This window comes from Marimonas lutisalis (genome assembly GCF_005434965.1).
Classification (GTDB): Bacteria; Pseudomonadota; Alphaproteobacteria; order Rhodobacterales; family Rhodobacteraceae; genus Marimonas_A; species Marimonas_A lutisalis.
This window is the reverse complement of the sequence record NZ_SKCI01000001.1, coordinates 1,318,010-1,335,546: the sequence shown is the minus strand read 5'-3', so window position 1 is coordinate 1,335,546 and position 17,537 is coordinate 1,318,010. Positions and strand designations below refer to the sequence as shown.

16 protein-coding genes are annotated in these 17,537 nt (G+C 64.0%); 11 read left to right on the top strand and 5 right to left on the bottom strand.

Going from position 1 to position 17,537, the window contains the following annotated elements:
• Window positions 1-891: a YicC/YloC family endoribonuclease gene (locus E0501_RS06395; protein WP_235857753.1), complete on the bottom strand. Its 891-nt coding sequence runs from the start codon at window positions 889-891 to the stop codon at window positions 1-3.
• 249 nt (window positions 892-1,140) lie between these two features.
• Here E0501_RS06395 and E0501_RS06390 point away from each other — a divergent pair, with 249 nt between their 5' ends.
• Window positions 1,141-1,830, top strand: a complete 690-nt coding sequence (locus E0501_RS06390) for a PAS domain-containing protein (protein ID WP_137700478.1) — start codon at window positions 1,141-1,143, stop codon at window positions 1,828-1,830.
• A 56-nt stretch (window positions 1,831-1,886) separates the two neighbouring features.
• Here E0501_RS06390 and E0501_RS06385 read toward each other — a convergent pair whose 3' ends face one another.
• Complete coding sequence (locus E0501_RS06385; RefSeq protein WP_137700477.1) at window positions 1,887-3,254, bottom strand: class II 3-deoxy-7-phosphoheptulonate synthase; 1,368 nt, start codon at window positions 3,252-3,254, stop codon at window positions 1,887-1,889.
• A 197-nt stretch (window positions 3,255-3,451) separates the two neighbouring features.
• Here E0501_RS06385 and E0501_RS06380 point away from each other — a divergent pair, with 197 nt between their 5' ends.
• Entirely contained in the window at window positions 3,452-4,456 is a 1,005-nt protein-coding gene (locus E0501_RS06380; RefSeq protein ID WP_137700476.1) for a GlxA family transcriptional regulator, read from the top strand.
• Between the two features lie 50 nt (window positions 4,457-4,506).
• Here the strand turns inward: E0501_RS06380 and E0501_RS06375 are convergent, their stop codons facing one another.
• A complete protein-coding gene (locus E0501_RS06375; RefSeq protein ID WP_137700475.1) occupies window positions 4,507-5,613 on the bottom strand; it encodes a PQQ-dependent sugar dehydrogenase in 1,107 nt (368 codons plus the stop codon).
• Between the two features lie 167 nt (window positions 5,614-5,780).
• Here E0501_RS06375 and E0501_RS06370 point away from each other — a divergent pair, with 167 nt between their 5' ends.
• The 8 genes from E0501_RS06370 to E0501_RS06335 all read left to right on the top strand — a co-directional run bounded on the left by E0501_RS06370 (window position 5,781) and on the right by E0501_RS06335 (window position 13,620).
• Window positions 5,781-6,977 carry an ABC transporter substrate-binding protein gene (locus E0501_RS06370; protein WP_137700474.1) on the top strand — a complete coding sequence of 399 codons (1,197 nt, stop codon included), beginning with the start codon at window positions 5,781-5,783 and terminating at the stop codon, window positions 6,975-6,977.
• Window positions 6,978-7,092: 115 nt separating this feature from the next.
• Window positions 7,093-7,881, top strand: coding sequence for an ABC transporter ATP-binding protein (locus E0501_RS06365; protein WP_137700473.1), 789 nt, complete (start codon window positions 7,093-7,095; stop codon window positions 7,879-7,881).
• The gene (locus E0501_RS06360; protein ID WP_137700472.1) at window positions 7,878-8,711 is read left to right on the top strand and encodes an ABC transporter ATP-binding protein; all 834 of its coding nucleotides are present in this window, start codon (window positions 7,878-7,880) and stop codon (window positions 8,709-8,711) included. Before E0501_RS06365 ends, E0501_RS06360 begins: the two co-directional genes overlap by 4 nt.
• Window positions 8,708-9,046, top strand: a complete 339-nt coding sequence (locus E0501_RS06355; RefSeq protein ID WP_137700471.1) for a hypothetical protein — start codon at window positions 8,708-8,710, stop codon at window positions 9,044-9,046. Before E0501_RS06360 ends, E0501_RS06355 begins: the two co-directional genes overlap by 4 nt.
• Window positions 9,043-9,387, top strand: a complete 345-nt coding sequence (locus E0501_RS06350; RefSeq protein WP_137700470.1) for a hypothetical protein — start codon at window positions 9,043-9,045, stop codon at window positions 9,385-9,387. The genes E0501_RS06355 and E0501_RS06350 overlap by 4 nt, the downstream gene beginning before the upstream one ends.
• Window positions 9,388-10,398, top strand: coding sequence for a branched-chain amino acid ABC transporter permease (locus E0501_RS06345; protein WP_137700469.1), 1,011 nt, complete (start codon window positions 9,388-9,390; stop codon window positions 10,396-10,398). It abuts the gene before it with no gap.
• Window positions 10,395-11,699 (top strand): branched-chain amino acid ABC transporter permease, encoded by a 1,305-nt coding sequence (locus E0501_RS06340; RefSeq protein WP_137700468.1) that lies wholly within the window; start codon window positions 10,395-10,397, stop codon window positions 11,697-11,699. Before E0501_RS06345 ends, E0501_RS06340 begins: the two co-directional genes overlap by 4 nt.
• Before the next feature lie 133 nt (window positions 11,700-11,832).
• Entirely contained in the window at window positions 11,833-13,620 is a 1,788-nt protein-coding gene (locus E0501_RS06335; RefSeq protein ID WP_161594572.1) for a transglycosylase domain-containing protein, read from the top strand.
• Here E0501_RS06335 and E0501_RS06330 read toward each other — a convergent pair.
• The gene (locus tag E0501_RS06330) at window positions 13,617-15,158 is read right to left on the bottom strand and encodes a helicase HerA-like domain-containing protein (protein ID WP_137700466.1); all 1,542 of its coding nucleotides are present in this window, start codon (window positions 15,156-15,158) and stop codon (window positions 13,617-13,619) included. The genes E0501_RS06335 and E0501_RS06330 overlap by 4 nt on opposite strands.
• A gap of 441 nt (window positions 15,159-15,599) precedes the next feature.
• Between E0501_RS06330 and E0501_RS06325 the strand changes: the two genes are divergently transcribed.
• Window positions 15,600-16,265, top strand: a complete 666-nt coding sequence (locus E0501_RS06325) for an invasion associated locus B family protein (protein WP_137700465.1) — start codon at window positions 15,600-15,602, stop codon at window positions 16,263-16,265.
• A gap of 60 nt (window positions 16,266-16,325) precedes the next feature.
• On the opposite strand, the gene E0501_RS06320 is transcribed toward E0501_RS06325, so the two are convergent.
• On the bottom strand, window positions 16,326-17,534 hold the full coding sequence (locus E0501_RS06320; RefSeq protein ID WP_137700464.1) for a beta-ketoacyl-[acyl-carrier-protein] synthase family protein: 1,209 nt from the start codon (window positions 17,532-17,534) through the stop codon (window positions 16,326-16,328).
• Window positions 17,535-17,537: the final 3 nt, after the last annotated feature.

The window sequence follows — 17,537 nt, the reverse complement described above, 5'->3', positions numbered from 1 at the left end:
TCATTCCACGTTCTGAACCTGTTCGCGCAACTGGTCGATCACCGCCTTGAGCTCGAGCCCGATGGCGGTGAGCGCCTTCGACTGCGATTTCGAGCAAAGGGTGTTGGCCTCGCGGTTGAATTCCTGGGTGAGGAAGTCGAGCTTGCGCCCAACCGGCCCGTCGGCGGCCAGCAGATCGCGGGCGGCGCCGACATGGGCGGTCAGCCGGTCAAGCTCTTCGGTGATGTCGGCCTTGACCGCAATCAACGCCAGCTCCTGCGCTACGCGGTCTTCGTCTGCGCCCGCAGCATTGTCGAGAACGCGCGCCAGCGCGTGGCGAAGCGCCTCGGCCATGTCGGCGCGGCGGTCCACGGCGGCGGCGGCGGCGCTGGCCGTCAGCGCCTCGATCTGGGCGATCTGGGTGTTCAGCACGTCATTCAGCGCGCGGCCTTCGGCCGCACGCATGTCGAGGAACTCGGCCAGCAGCGGCTCGAACGCCTTCAGCAGTGCATCGCGCAGCGGTGCGGTGTCGTCCTCGGCGCTGACCTGTTCCAGAACGCCACGCTGCCCGAGAATGTCAGAGGCGCGCGTCGGCCCCAGACTGACGCCTTTCTCATGCGCGCGCTCCTCGACCTGTGCCAGCGCCGTGAGCACCGCATCGAGCTGCGCCTGGTTGACCGCCAGCGTGCCTGCGTCATCCTCGCGCTGAACGCGCAGCGACAGCGTGACCGAGCCGCGCGACAGCGCCGCGCCCAAGCGTGTGCGCAACGCTGCCTCTAACCCGCCGATCCAGTCAGGCACCCGCAGCCGCAGATCAAGCCCCTTGGCATTGACGCTGCGCAGTTCCCAGTTCCAGCCATAGGCTCCCATCTGTCCCTTGGCCGAGGCAAAGCCGGTCATCGACTGTATCACGTTCATCCCCTTGTCAGGCTTGGGCCCCGTGATGCCATTGCCCCGGTCCGGGGGCAAGGCCTGACAGTTGCGATACGGACGCGGCATAGGGATGCCCCGAGACAGGCGCGGTTAACCAAATCCTTAGAAAATTCACCAAATGCACCTCAAACGGTGGCATATTAAGACTTGGGTAATCATTCTGACCATATTGTTGACGCGAGCCACGACACCCGGTCAGGCAAGTAACGGACGATCGAGGTGGTGTGCATGCGATGGCTGGAGAATGAGGGTGGCAACGTAATCGACATGACGGGCAATCTGGGCAACAGAAGGTACCGCGCGGTTGCAGAGGTTGAAACCTATTGGGAGGCCCTGCGCCAGGGCGCAGGCGTGCCCCGGCGCAGCGAGATCGACCCGCGCGGAATCGAAAACGCGCTGGAATACGCTTTCGTGCTGGAACGGATCGCCCCCGGCCTCGCACGCCTGCGCATCGCGGGGATGCACCTGAACGACCTGATGGGCATGGAGGTGCGCGGCATGCCGGTGAGTTCCTTCATCCCGCCCGCCGGGCGCAGCCGGTTTTCCGAAACGCTGGAGGCGGTGCTGAATACGCCGGCCACAGCCCGGGTCACGCTGAGCGCGGAAACCGGCATCGGCAAGCCGGCGCTGGAGGGCCAGATGGTACTGTTGCCGCTGCAAAGCGACCTGGGCGACATCAGCCGCGTGCTGGGCCGCGTGCTGGGTTGTTTCGAAACCAGCGGACCGATCGGGCGCGCGCCGCGCCGGTTCAACCTGATGCATACCGAGTTGCGGCCGGTGAATAGCGCGCCGATGATCACGGCGCCTGCGCCCCGGCCCACGCCGGCCGGCCTGGCCGAACCGCGCCGCCCATTCCGGCAGGGGCCCGCGCGCGGCGAGCGTCCAAGTTACCTGCGGCTGGTCAAGTCGGAGGACTAAGAAAATCCGGCGCCAACGGGCGCCGGTTTTTGTTTTCAGGCTGTTAGAGGGCGATCTTAAACCGCCGCGGCCTGTTTTTCGTCGCGCAGCGAGGTCAATTCCTCGGCCACCAGGAACGCCAGTTCCAGCGATTGCGAGGCGTTCAGACGCGGATCGCAGGCGGTATGGTAGCGGTCGCTCAGGTTCTCCTCGGTCACCGCGCGGACACCGCCGGTGCATTCCGTCACGTCCTGGCCGGTCATCTCGAAATGCACGCCGCCGGGCACGGTGCCCTCGGCCTTGTGCACGGCGAAAAACTCGCGCACCTCGCGCAGCACCGAGTCAAACGGGCGGGTCTTGTAGCCGGTGCCCGACTTGATGGTGTTGCCATGCATCGGGTCGCAAACCCAGAGCACGTTGGCGCCTTCTTCCTTCACCGTCCGGATCAGCCGCGGCAGATGTTCGCCCACGTTGCCCGCGCCGAAGCGCGTGATCAGCGTCAGCCGGCCGGCTTCGTTTTGCGGGTTCAGCTTCCCTAGGAGGCGCTTGAGATCGTCGGCTTCCATCGTCGGGCCGCATTTCAGGCCGATCGGGTTCAGCACGCCGCTGAGGAACTCGACATGCGCGCCATCGGGCTGCCGGGTGCGGTCGCCGATCCACAGCATGTGGCCCGAGCCTGCCAGCCAGTTGCCCGAGGTGGAATCGACGCGCGTCAGCGCCTCTTCGTATTCCAGGAGCAGCGCTTCGTGGCTGGTGTAGAAGCTGACAGTGCGCAGCGAGGACGAATTCGAACTGTCGACGCCGGCGGCCTTCATGAAATCGAGCGTGTCGCTGATCCGGCCGGCCATTTCGCGATAGCGCGCGGCCTTCTCGCCCTCGGTAAAGCCGAGGGTCCAGCTGTGTACCTGGTGCACATCGGCATAGCCCCCGGTCGAGAACGCGCGCAGGAGGTTCAGCGTGGCCGCGGCCTGAGTATAGGCCTGCAGCATCTTGCGCGGATCGGGGATACGCGCCTCAGGTGTAAAGTCGAGCTCGTTGATGATGTCGCCACGGTAGCTGGGCAGTTCGACGCCATCGACCACCTCGGTCGGCGCGCTGCGGGGCTTGGCGAACTGGCCGGCCATGCGGCCGACCTTGACCACCGGCACCTTTGCGCCGTAGGTCAGCACCATCGCCATCTGCAGCATCACCTTGAAGGTGTCGCGGATCGCATCGGCAGAAAACTGCTCGAAACTTTCGGCGCAATCCCCGCCCTGCAGCAAAAACGCCTCGCCGCGCGAGGCGGCACCGAGTTGCTCCTTCAGGCGGCGCGCCTCGCCGGCAAAGACGAGCGGCGGATATTTCGCCAGCTGGGCTTCAACGGCCTTCAGCTCGGCTTCATCCGTGTAATCCGGCATCTGGATGCGCGGCTTCGCGCGCCAGCCGGATTTGGTCCAGTCACTCATTGTCTTTCTCCGGTCTCTTTCAATCGAAGCCTCCATATACAGAACCCATCCAGCGCTGACCATATCAGAATCGCACCCTTGACGGCGCCGCCCGGGTCTGACCATGTGGCGATGACCGACATGAAGTGACGCTTTCGGATCATGCGGCGCAGCGCGGCGCAACACCCGGGAGCATACGATTTCGAAAAGACACGACGATGAACGAACCCCGCCAGACGATCGACATTGCCAACGCGCCGGCCAAGCCGCGCCGTTTCATCTTTGTCCTCATGGACCAGTTCACGCTGCTGTCGTTCGCCTCGGCGCTCGAGGCGTTGCGCATCGCCAACCGGATGTCGGACCGCACGCTTTACGAATGGCGCCTGGCCGGCGAAGGTGGCGAAACCGTCAGCTGTTCTGCCGGCACGACCTTTACCATGGACATGGATCTGGAAGAGGTCGGCCGCGATGACACGATCCTGCTATGTGGCGGGATCAACATCCAGAAGGCCACGACGAAGAAGCTGTTGTCCTGGCTGCGCCGCGAAGCGCGCAAAGGGCCGATCATCGGCGGGCTTTGCACCGCGGCCTATACGCTGGCCAAGGCCGGCCTGCTGGACGGCAAACGCGCGACGATTCACTGGGAGAACCAGGACAGTTTCACCGAGGAATTCGACGAGGTGAACCTTACGAAATCGGTGTTCGTGGTCGATGGCAACCGGTTGACGACGGCGGGTGGCACCTCGTCTATCGATCTGATGCTGAAGCTGATTGCCGACGATCATGGCGAGGAACTGGCCAATGCGGTGGCCGATCAACTGATCTATTCCTCGATCCGCACCGATCAGGATACGCAGCGCCTGTCGGTCCCCACCCGCATCGGCGTGCGCCATCCAAAGCTGAGCCAAGTGATCCAGATGATGGAACAGAATATCGAGGAGCCGATCAGCCCCTCGATACTGGCGAAAGAGGTGGGCATGTCGACCCGGCAGTTGGAACGTCTGTTCCGCCGCTACCTGAACCGCAGCCCCAAACGCTACTATATGGAGCTGCGCCTGCAGAAGGCGCGCAACCTGCTGATGCAGACGGATATGAGCGTGATCAACGTGGCGCTGGCCTGCGGCTTTGCCTCGCCCTCGCATTTCTCGAAATGTTATCGGGCGCATTACGACACGACACCCTATCGCGAGCGCGGCAGCCATGCCACGCGGCTTTCGGTCTGATCAGAAACGGTCGGCGATCGCTCCGAAAAGCCGCGCCTGCGGGCGCCCGATCACTCGGGCGCGATGCGGTACAGCGCGCCGTTGCCTTCGGACAGAAGCCAGAGCGCCCCGTCGGGGCCTTCGCGCAGGTCCCGTACCCGGATGGTTTGCGGCCCTTCGATAAGGCCAAGCTGCGACCGCGCCCCGGGCGCCAGCACCGTGACCTGGTCGAATTTCAAAGAACCGACGAAAAACGCTCCTCGCGCGGCGGGCCAGCCCGTGCCGGAATGGATGACAAAACCCGACGGCGCAATTGACGGGTCCCAATAGAACACGGGCTGTTCCATCCCCGGCTTTTCCGTGCCTTCTCCGATTTTCGCACCCGAGTAATGGCGGCCATAGGCGATGACCGGCCAGCCGTAATTTGCCCCGCGCCGGATCAGGTTCACCTCGTCCCCGCCGCGGGCGCCGTGCTCAACGATCCAGAGCTGCCCCTGCGCATCGAGCGCGGCCCCCTGCGGGTTGCGGTGGCCATAGGACCAGATTTCGGGCCGTGCGCCCGCGGCGCCCCGAAACGGGTTGTCGGCGGGGATGCTGCCATCGCGATTCACGCGGATCACGCTGCCATTGTGGCGCGACAGGTCCTGCGCCGACGGCCGGTCGCCGCGCTCGCCAATGGTCAGGTAGAGCTTGCCATCGCTGGCTTCGGCGATGCGGCCACCGAAATGCCGACCACCGGACGAACCCCGGGCCATCTCGAAGATCACGCGCAAGTCGCTGAGGCGGTCGTCTTCAAGGCGGGCCACGGCCAGCGCCGTGCCCGCCCCCTGCCCCTGCGGCCGGGCGAAGCTGAGGAAAACCTCGCCAGTCTGGGAAAAATCACGCGCTACGACCACGTCGAGCAGGCCGCCCTGCCCGCGCGCCGCCACCTGCGGCAGGCCCGCGACCTGCCGGCGCGCGCCATCGGGCGCGAGCCGCCAAAGCCGGCCGGCACGCTCGGTCACCAGCATGTCGCCGCCGGGCAGGAACGCCACAGACCACGGCACGCGAAAGCCATCGGCCACGCGTTCGATGCGGGCCGGGCCGAATGGCGTGTTGATCTCTTGCGCGGCGGCCAGCCCGGGAAGCGCGACGAGAATTGAAAAAGCGAGGCGAAACGCGGTTTTCCACAGTGGCATGCAAGGTCTCCTTCTTGCCCCCGAGACTAACACACCGGCCCCACCCCGCAGGGCAAATTCGCGTGAGGCTGGACGGCCCAAGTTTACCTAGCGGAAACGCTTTTCTTTTCCGATTCCAACGAATAGGGTGCGACCCGGACTTAAAGTTCCAACTTGGGAGTACACAAATGAAAAAGCTTTTTGCAACCACGGCCCTGACCGCGCTGATCGCAGGCGCGGGCCACGCCGAAGACATCAAGATCGGCGTTCTTCTGGGCTTTACCGGCCCGATTGAATCGACCGTGGCGCATATGGCCCCGGCCGCGCACCTGGCCATCAAGGAAGTCAGCGACAGCGGCCTGCTGCTGGGCGGTTCGACCGTGACCGGCGTGAACGGCGACACCACCTGCATCGACTCGTCGGCTGCCACCGCGGCAGCCGAGCGCCTGATCACCTCGGACGGCGTCAAGGGCATCGTCGGCGGTGACTGCTCGGGCGTGACCGGCGCGGTTCTCAACAACGTGGCCAAGGCCAACGGCATCGTCATGATCTCGCCCTCGGCCACCTCGCCGGCGCTGAGCCACATGAATAACGAAGATGACGGCCTGTTCTTCCGCACCGCCCCGTCGGATGCCCGCCAGGGTGTGGTGATGACGCAGGTGCTGATGGATCGCGGCATCAAGGAAGTGGCCGTGACCTACACCAACAACGACTACGGCAAGGGCCTGGCCGACAGCTTCCAGGCCGCGTTCGAGGCCGCAGGCGGCACCGTGACGATCAACGCCGCCCACGAAGACGGCAAGGCCGACTACTCGGCCGAGGTGGCCGCGCTGGCGGCAGCCGGTGGTCAGCGCCTGGTCGTGGCGGGCTATGTCGACCAGGGTGGTGCCGGCATCGTGCGTGCAGCCCTCGACACCGGGGCGTTCGACACGTTCCACTTCCCCGACGGGATGATCTCGGACGCGCTGGTCGCCAACTTCGGTGCGGAAATCGAAGGGTCGACCGGTCAGCACCCCAGCCCCTCGGAAGAGCTGGCCAACCGCTTCAAGGAAGTGGCCGCGGCAGCGGGCGCCGACTGGGAGCCGACCACGCCGTTCTCGCCCGAGTCCTATGACGCGGCGGCGCTGATCCTGCTGGCGATGCAGGCCGCGGGTTCGTCGGATCCGGCCGACTACAAAGGCAAGATCATGGACGTGGCCAACGCCCCGGGCGAGCCGATCCAGGCCGGTGAATTGGCCAAGGCGCTCAAGATCCTCGCCGAAGGTGGTGAGATCGACTTTGTCGGCGGCACCGGCGTCGAGCTCGTGGGCCCCGGCGAAGCGGCAGGCAACTACCGCGAAGTCGAGATCAAGGACGGCAAGGACATGACGGTTCAGTACCGCTGAGCGGGCTGGAACGACAACCACATGGACGGTCCGGGCTTGCCCGGGCCGTCTGTTTCAAGCTACACAGTTTGAACGTCTGACCGGACGACAAGATCCGGGATACGGGGGGGTATACATGATCACCGTTGAAAACGTGCACAAGCACTTCGGCGGCTTTCACGCCGTTGACGGGGCCACGCTGACGATCGAGGAACGTTCGATCACCGGGCTGATCGGCCCTAATGGCGCCGGAAAAACCACTCTTTTCAACGTGATCGCGGGCGTTCTTGAACCAACGTCAGGCCGCGTGACGATGGCGGGTGAAGACATCACCGGGCTGCCGCCGCACACGTTGTTCCAGAAGGGCCTGCTGCGTACCTTCCAGATCGCGCATGAGTTCGGCTCGATGACTTGCCGGGAAAACCTGATGATGGTGCCGGGCAACCAGTCGGGCGAACAGCTGTGGAACACCTGGTTCGGCCGCAAGCGCATCGCCGACGAGGAGCGCGCCCTGCGCGCCAAGGCCGACGAGGTGCTGGAGTTCCTGACCATCGAACACCTGGCCGATCACAAGGCGGGCCAGGTTTCGGGCGGGCAGAAGAAACTGCTGGAACTGGGCCGGACGATGATGGTGGACGCCAAGATCGTGTTCCTGGACGAGGTCGGCGCGGGGGTGAACCGCACCCTTCTGAACACCATCGCCGATGCCATTCTGCGCCTGAACAAGGAGCGCAACTATACCTTCGTGGTGATCGAACACGACATGGATTTCATCGAGCGCCTGTGCGACCCGGTGATCTGTATGGCCGAAGGCAAGGTCCTGGCCGAGGGTACGCTGGCCGAGATCAAGGCCAATGAACAGGTGATCGAGGCCTACCTGGGCACCGGCCTGAAAAACAAGGAAAAAGCGGGGGCAGAAGCATGAGCGGCAGCGACAACCCCTACCAGGACGACCGCGGCAACAAGGACCGGTCGATCACCAACCCGGACGGCGTGGGCGAAATTCCCAGCAAGACCAGCGGCAAGACATCGCCCGCCGAAGGCAGCCCGTTCCTGATCGGCGAGAACATGACCGGCGGGTATGGCAAGGGCGGCCCGGACATCCTGCACAATTGCACCATCGCCGTGAACCCGGGCGAGATCGCGGTGATCGTGGGCCCCAATGGCGCCGGCAAATCGACGGCGATGAAGGCGGTGTTCGGCATGCTGGATTTGCGCGAAGGCCACGTTCTGCTGGATGGCGAGGACATCACCGCCCTGTCCCCGCAGGACCGGGTGGCCAAGGGCATGGGCTTTGTGCCGCAGAACAACAACATTTTCACCTCGATGACCGTCGAGGAAAACCTGGAAATGGGCGCCTTCATCCGCACCGACGATTTCTCGGATACGATGGCACAGGTCTATGACCTGTTTCCGATACTGAAAGAAAAGCGCCGCCAGGCGGCAGGCGAACTTTCGGGCGGGCAACGCCAGCAGGTGGCCGTGGGCCGCGCGCTGATGACCCGGCCCAAGGTGCTGATGCTGGATGAACCCACGGCGGGCGTGTCGCCGATCGTGATGGACGAGCTGTTCGACAGGATCATCGAAGTAGCCCGCACCGGCCTGCCGGTCCTGATGGTCGAACAGAACGCGCGCCAAGCGCTGGAGATCGCCGACAAGGGCTATGTGCTTGTGCAGGGCGCCAATGCGCATACCGGCACGGGCAAGGAACTGCTGGCCGATCCGGAAGTACGGGCGAGCTTCCTCGGGGGATGATGCGCCCTGCCCTCATATCCCTTTGCCTGCTGCCCGGCGCGGCGCTCGCCTTTCCCTGCGGTTTCGATACTGAGTGCTACGAAAACGAGCCCTGCGCCGGCACGACGTTTGCCATCGAGGTGGATGTCGAAGGCAAGACGATCTCGACCGACTACGGTGACCTGGTGATCGTCGCGGTCAAGGAAACCGGGCGGCTGATGACGATGTTCGCCACCGGCGCGGGCGCGGAGTACATGCTGTCGCTGACCCCCGCCGCGGCGCGGCTGTCGACCCATAACAACAATGGCCCCGAGGTGATTTCCTATCTCGGCCGCTGCGAGGGGGCGTTCGGATGATCCGCCTTGCCCTGCCCGCCCTCGCGTTGTTCCTGGCCGCCCCGGCACAGTCTGCGCCTGTTGATTGCACGTTCGAGCAGGAATGTCACGCGACACTGGCCTGCACGCCTACCGACTATCAGATCACGGCCGATCTCGACGCGGGCAAGATTTCGGACGTCACCGGCGATTTCGACATCCGGCTCACTGCCGAGGGGCCAGACTGGCGCCAGGCGGTCTTTGAAAGCTGGGGTGGCAGTTTCAATACCCTGACGATGGGGCGCAGCCGATCGATTCTCTCGGTCCATATCGGCACTGGCCCCGTGGTCATCAACTACTACGGCGATTGCGGAGTGGACTGAATGGATTTTCTCAACGCCATCGTGGCGCTTTCCAATTTCGTGCTGGTCCCGGGCATCGCCTATGGCAGCCAGCTGGCGCTGGGCGCGCTGGGGGTCACGCTGATCTACGGCATCCTGCGGTTTTCGAATTTCGCCCATGGCGACACGATGGCCGTGGGCACCATGACGGTGATCCTGTTCACCTGGTGGTTCCAGTCGATGGGCATCGGCCTGGGGCCGTTCCCCACCGCCCTTCTGGCTCTGCCCTTCGGGATCATCGTGACAGGGCTGATGATGCTGGCCACCGACCGCGTGGTTTACCGGTTCTACCGACGGGTGAAGGCCAAGCCGATCATCTTCGTGATGGCCTCGCTTGGGGTGATGTTCATCCTCAACGGATTGACGCGCTTTATCATCGGGCCCGATGAACAGCGCTTTGCCGATGGCGAACGTTTCATCATCACAGCACGCGAATTCAAACAGATGACCGGCCTGCAGGAAGGCCTGGCGCTGAAGACCACGCAGGGCATTACCGTGGTCAGCGCGGTCATCGTCGTGGCGTTGCTGTTCTGGTTCCTGAACCGAACCCGCACCGGCAAATCAATGCGCGCCTATTCCGATAACGAGGACCTGGCGCTTTTGTCGGGCATCAACCCCGAACGCGTGGTGATGGTGACCTGGCTGATCGTTGCGGCGCTGGCCACGATCGCAGGCGTGCTTTACGGCCTCGACAAGAGCTTCAAGCCCTTCACCTATTTCCAGCTTCTGCTGCCGATCTTTGCCAGTGCCATCGTGGGCGGCCTGGGCAACCCGCTGGGTGCGATCGCCGGCGGCTTCGTCATCGCCTTTTCCGAGGTGTTCATCACCTATGCCTGGAAAAAGGTGCTGGGCTACATGCTGCCTGAATCGCTCGAACCTTCGGGCCTCGTGCAGCTGCTCAGCACGGATTACAAATTCGCGGTCAGCTTCGGCATCCTGCTGATCGTCCTGCTCTTCAAACCCAGGGGCCTCTTCACGGGGAAAGCGGTATGAACGATACGCTCAAGAATGTCGGGCTTTTCGCCCTTGTCGGCCTGCTAATCCTGTGGACCGGGTTCAGTCAGAGCTGGAACTCGGCGCTTCTGATCCTCAACATGGGCCTGATCAGCGCGATCATGGCGCTGGGCGTAAACCTGCAATGGGGCTATGCGGGCCTTTTCAACGTGGGGATCATGGGCTTTGTCGCGCTTGGCGGGCTGGCCACGGTGATCGTGTCGATGCCGCCGGTCAACGATGCCTGGGCCGCAGGCGGGTTGCGCGTGATGCTGGGGCTGGTTCTGGGTGCAGCCACCATCGTGGCGGCCATCCTGGCCTACCAGAAGGTCCCTGCGGGCCGGGCGCGCACGCTGGCCATGCTGGTTATTCTCGTGGGCGGTTTCTTCCTTTACCGCACCGTCTTCGACGGCGGCGTAATGGCCGTGGAAGCCGTGAACCCGGCCGGCACCGGATACCTGGGCGGGCTGGGCCTGCCGATCCTGTTGGCCTGGCCTATCGGCGCGGTTCTGGCCGCCGGGGCCGCCTGGATCATCGGCAAGACGGCACTGGGCCTTCGCTCGGACTACCTGGCCATCGCCACTCTGGGCATCGCCGAGATCATCATCGCGGTGATGAAGAACGAAGACTGGCTGGCGCGCGGGGTGAAGAACGTGGTGGGCTTGCCCCGCCCCGTACCCTACGAAATCGACCTGCAGCAGGACCCGGCCTTTATCGCCCGGGCCGAGGGGCTGGGCATGGATCCGGTTACCGCCTCGACGCTTTACGTGAAATTCGGCTACGCGGTCCTGTTCCTGATCGTGCTGCTGATCCTCTTGTGGATGGCACAGCGCGCACTGCACAGCCCCTGGGGCCGGATGATGCGCGCGATCCGCGACAACGAGGTCGCCGCCGAGGCGATGGGCAAGGACGTGACCGCCCGGCATTTGCAGATCTTCATCCTGGGCTCGGCCATCTGCGGCATGGCGGGCGCGATGATGACCACGCTCGACGGGCAACTCACCCCGTCCTCCTACCAGCCGCTGCGCTTTACCTTCCTGATCTGGGTGATGGTGATTGTCGGCGGCTCGGGCAACAACATGGGCGCGGTGCTGGGCGGATTCCTGATCTGGTTCCTCTGGGTCCAGGTGGAGCCCATCGGCGCGTGGCTGATGCAGGTCATCACCAGCGGCATGAGCGATGGCTACTGGCTGAAAACCCACCTGATGGAAAGCGCCGCGCATATGCGGCTCCTGACCATGGGGCTGATCCTGCTCCTGGTGCTGAGGTTCAGCCCGCGGGGGCTGATTCCGGAAAAGTAAGCCCGCGTTTCCGGTTTACTGGGTTTGCACATCTGGGGGTTGTATCGTAACGTGATGCACCCCCCCTTCTTCGGTTTGCAACACTTGGCAGACAGGACAATTGCCGACCCTCGTCAGGATTTTCAAAACCTCTTTGCGCTGGCTTGCCGTGTTCCTGGCCACATTGGTTTGCGTATCTGTCCTGCTCATCCTCTATCCGGTCGACTCGCGTGCTTTTCACGCCGCGCTCAAGCAACCGCTGCTGATCGTGGAAAAAAGCGGTACGCAGGTCCGCGCTGTCGGCTGCATCTGCGGCCCGACCCTGCGCCAGGATGAAATTCCCGGCCACCTGGCACAGGCGCTGATCGCCACCGAGGACAGGCGGTTTCCCTATCACTTCGGTGTCGATCCGCTCTCGCTTGGGCGTGCGATCGCAAGCGGCGGACGTAGGGGCGGCTCAACGCTCGCAATGCAGCTGTCGAAGAACACGATCACCGGCAACGCGCCAACCTATTTCCGAAAATATGCCGAGGTCTTCTTTGCCACCCGCATCAGCCTGACCCATTCCAAGAATGACGTGATCCGGCTCTATCTGAGCCGGGTCAATTTCGGGCGGGCGCGTGGCGTGCCTGTCTTCGGGCTGCGCGATGCCGCCGGGGCCTATTTCGGCATAGACCCCGAACAACTCAGCCTGGCGCAATCCGCGATCCTTGTCGCCATGATCAACGCGCCGAGCTACTATAACCCGCTGCGCCGCCCCGACGCGGTAAAACAGCGGGCGGAACTGGTGCTGGCACGGATGCGCGACGCCGGATACCTGGAAAACGGGAAGCGCGTTGACATCGCCGCGGCGATGCCCCGGCAGCTACGCCGCCTGCCCGAACGCGACCGCCATCTCGAAGACCAGATCATGCGCGAACTGCGCGAGGTGGCCGGTGAATTGCCAGACGGGCGGCTTTTCGCGCTGAGCACGATCGACCCGATCGCACAGGTGCAGGCACGCCGCGTGATCACCCGGGAAGCCAAGAAATACATCGGACGCGGCGTGGAAAGAGCCGCCCTGATCTCGCTGGATGGCAAAGGCCGGATGCTCGCCATGGTGGGCGGACTCAACTATGGCCGATCTACCTGGAACCACGCCACGCAGGCGCGCAGGCAGGCGGCCTCGACCGCCAAGATCGCAACCTACCTGGCCGCGCTGGAAGCGGGCTGGACGGCCAATTCGACGGTGCAGGACGATCGCGCCGCACTGACCGGCCGGTTTCGGCCGCGCAACAGCGACTACCGTTACCTGGGCCAGATCCCGCTTTGGGACTGCCTGCGGCAATCGCGCAATGTCTGCACCTACTGGCTGGCGCAGCAGGTTGGGTTTGCCAAAGTGTCAGAGATGGCCGAGCGCATCGGCCTGACCGAAGGCCGTGAACCCGGCGCAAGCGTCGTGCTGGGCGCGTCGGAAACATCGCTTGCCTCGGTCACCGCGGCCTATGATGCGGTCGCGCATGATGGGATGCTGTACCATCCCTACGTGCTGCGCGGGGTGCTGGGGCAGAATGGCGACATGCTTTATCGCCGGTGGCCCCGCTCTGAACGCGCGGTCATGCCGGAAATTGCGCGCGCCATGCGGGCTCTTCTGGCGCGCGTGACGATGCCGGGCGGCACCGCGCCCGCCGCGCAGTTTCGCGGCGCGGCGGCCTTTGGCAAGACCGGCACCAGCCAGGAAAACCGCGATGCCTGGTTTATCGGCTTTGCCGATCACGGCATTGCCACCGGAATCTGGGCTGGACCGGCCGAAGGGCGCCAGATGAACGGCGTGGCAGGCGGAGACATGCCGGCAAAAAGCTTTGCCTTTTTCAACGTCAACCTGGTCGAGCGCTTCCGCGGCTATGTCGAGCGGCGCGACTGCGTTCCCAAGGATTACTGTCGCGACTTGAACCGGCCCTAGCGCCCGCGAAACAGGCTGCCCAGAATACCGCGCACGATGCGCCGGCCAGTGGTGCCGGTCAGTTCACGCATGACGTTCTTGGTCAGCTTCTCACCGAAACTGTCGCCACGGCTCGACTTGCGCGACGACGTGCTGCGCTCTTCCTCTGCGGAGTAGCGGCGCGCATTGCGGAATTCGCGCTCCTTTTCCTCCTGCGCGGCGACCTCGGCCTCGGCTTCTTCGGCCTCGCGGGCGGCGTCGGCGGCGCGTTTTGCCAGGATTTCATAGGCCGACTGGCGATCCTTTACCTCTTCATACTTGCCCGCGATGGGCGAACCGTTGATCAGCGCGGCGCGTTCACCCGGCTCGATCGGGCCCAGTTGCGACGAAGGCGGGCGGATGAGCGTGCGCTCGGCCACACCGGGCACACCCTTTTTTTCCAGCATCGAGGTCACCGCTTCGCCGACGCCCACCTCGCGGATCGCGTCTTCGATGCTGAAGCGCGGGTTTTCGCGGTAGGTTTCGGCGGCCATGCGCAGTTCCTTGCGGTCCTTGGCGGTAAAGGCGCGCAGCGCATGCTGCACCCGGTTGCCCAGTTGGCCCAGGATGTCCTCGGGCACGTCGGCCGGGTTCTGGGTGATGAAATAGACGCCAACGCCCTTCGAGCGGATCAACCGCGCCACCTGCTCGACCTTGTCGACCAAGGCCTTGGGCGCGTCATCAAAAAGCAGGTGCGCCTCATCGAAGAAGAAGACCAGCTTCGGCTTGTCCGGGTCGCCCACCTCGGGCAGCTCCTCGAAAAGCTCGCTGAGCAGCCACAGAAGGAAGGTGGCATAAAGCCGGGGCGATTGCATCAATTCGTCGGCAGCAAGGATGTTGATCCGACCCCTGCCCGCCTTGTCGGTCAGCATCATGTCCGACAGTTCCAGCGCGGGTTCGCCAAAGATCTGCGCCCCGCCCTGGTTTTCCAGCACCAGCAGGCGGCGTTGGATCGCGCCGATCGACTGGACCGAGACATTGCCATAGCGCAGGCTCAGCTCGGCGCGGTTTTCACCGACCCAGACCAGCAGCGCCTGCAGGTCCTTGAGATCAAGCAGCGCTAGCCCCTCTTCATCGGCCAGGCGGAAGGCGATGTTCAGGATGCCTTCCTGCGCCTCGCTCAGTTCCAGCAGGCGCGAGAGCAGGAGCGGGCCCATCTCGGCCACGGTGGTGCGCACCGGGTGGCCCTGCCGGCCGAACAGGTCCCAGAAGGTGACCGGGAAGCCTTCGTAGTGGTAATCGTCGAAACCAATCTTGGCGGCGCGCTCGGAAAACGCCTTGTGCAGCTTGAAGCCTTCGCTGCCCGGTTTCGCCAGCCCCGACAGATCGCCCTTCACATCCGACAGGAAGACCGGAACGCCGGCGGCGGAAAATCCTTCGGCCAGAATCTGCAGGGTTACGGTCTTGCCCGTGCCGGTAGCCCCGGCCACGAGGCCGTGACGGTTGGCGTATTTCAAGGTCAGCCCCTGCTTGACCGCGTAATCTTCGCCACCACCACCGATAAAAATCGCGTCTTCCACGGCCTGAGCCCCCGTTTTTCTGATTTCGTCCGGTATGAAAATACAAACTTAACCAATTGGTGCCAGTATGAAATCACTCCGGGGCCGCCTGTCCTCTTGGTCTCGGGGTGACTTCCTCCCTGTCAGACTGGCCGCGCCTTCGGGCGCGGCTTTTTTTGGGGCCAAAAATATCGGCCAAAGGCTGTTGACGCCTGCATGGAAACGTCATAGCGTTCCCCCAATGACTAAGTCGGCCAGTCCGACGGGGAGCAAAATACGAGAAAGAGGCCGTCAGGCCTCTTTTTCTTTTGAGCCGGGCACTTGGCGTACGGCCTTCATGCCGCCCCACAGCGGAAACCTGCCGTTTTCCCACCGTCCCGGCGCGCTTTTGCGCTGACATCCCGCCATCGGCATGATACAGCCCCGACAGAGTTTTGGACTATGCAACAAACGGGATCACTCATGCCCAAGTTTCTTTCGACCCTTTCGATGATTGCGCTTCTGGCGCTGACGCAGACCGCGCAGGCACAGAGCACGAGCGAAACCCAATCGGAGGGCGCCGACGCCGCCCAGACCGAGACCGCCGAGACCACGGCCGAGTCCTCAGCAGAGGCCACCACCGGCGACAGCCAGATGACCGAAGGCCTGAGCATGGGCGAAGACAGCGCGCCCAAGGTCTTTGAACCTTATGTCAAGGAAGAGCATGGCGACTGGAAACTGCAGTGCTTCCCGGTCGAGGAAGGCGAAGAACCCTGCCAGCTGTACCAGCTGCTGAAGGACGACCAGGGCACCGACGTGGCCGAAGTGGCGCTGTTCCGGCTGCCCTCGGGCGGTCAGGCGGTTGCCGGTGCCACCGTGACCGTGCCGCTGGAAACGCTTCTGACCGCGCAGCTGACGATTGCCGTCGACGGCGCCAAGGGCAAGCGTTACCCGTTCTCGTTCTGCTCGCCGGTGGGCTGCTATGCCCGTATCGGCTTTACCGCGGCCGACATCGCGGCCTTCAAGAAGGGCGCAAACGCCACCGTCACTCTGGTGCCGGCCCCGGCCCCGGATCAAAAGGTGGTTCTGAAAATGTCGCTCTCGGGCTTCACCGCCGGCTTCAACGCCGCGACCGAGATCAAGAACTGAACCGGATCCGAGGTTCTGTAACGATCGAGAAGGCCGCCCCACCGGGCGGCCTTTTGCGTTTCAGACCCGTTTGAGCGCCAGCACGGCATTGAGCCCGCCAAAGGCGAAGGCGTTGGACAAGGCCGCATCAACCCTGGCCTCGCGCGCGACATTCGGCACAACGTCAAGCGCGCATTCCGGGTCGGGCTCCTCGTAGCCGATCGTCGGCGCCACGACGCCATCGCGAAGTGCCATGATGCAGGCCAGAAGCTCGACCGCGCCGGTACCGCCGATCAGGTGGCCATGCATCGACTTGGTCGACGATATCATCAGGTCATCGGCATGGGCGCCGAACACGTCGGCCACGGCAGCGCATTCGGTTTTGTCATTGGCGGCCGTGCCGGTGCCGTGGGCGTTTATATAGCAGACATCCGACGCATTGAGCCCAGCATCCTGCAATGCGCCGGCGATGGCGCGGGCAGCCCCCTGTTTCGACGGCATGACGATATCGGACGCGTCCGAGGACATGGCAAAGCCCGCCACCTCGGCCAGGATCTCGGCACCGCGTTTCTTCGCGTGCTCATACGCTTCGAACACGAAAACGCCTGCGCCTTCGCCCTGAACCATGCCGTTGCGGTTGGCGCTGAACGGGCGGCAGGCGTCCTTCGACATCACCCGCAGCCCCTCCCAGGCCTTTACCCCGCCAAAGCACAGCATCGACTCGGACCCGCCGGTAATCATCACCGGCGCCATGCCGCTGCGCACCATCTGGAAGGCCTGCGCCATCGCGTGGTTCGAACTGGCACAGGCCGAGGCGACGGTAAAGCTCGGCCCCTTGAGATTGAACTCCATGCTGACATGGCTGGCCGCGGCGTTGTTCATCAACTTCGGAACGACGAAGGGATGCACCCGGTTCTTCCCGTCCTCGTAAACGCTGCGGTAATTGTCGTCGAGCGTCGTCATCCCGCCGCCCGAATTGCCCAGCACCACGCCGGATTTCGCCGCCAGCTCACCATGGAACTCCAGACCAGACTGGCCGATCGCCTCGCGCGCGGCGACCAGGGTGAACTGGGTGAAACGGTCATAAAGCGACATCTGCTGGCGGTTGAACAGGCCCTCGGCCTCGAACCCCTTGACCTGGCCGCCGATCTGGATAGCCAGCCGGTCGACATCACGGATGTCGATGGCACCAATGCCGCAGCGGCCTTCGCGCATCGCCTCGAGCGTGTCGGGCACGTTGTGGCCAAGCGCGTTGATCGTGCCCGCCCCGGTGATGACGACCCGCTTCATCCC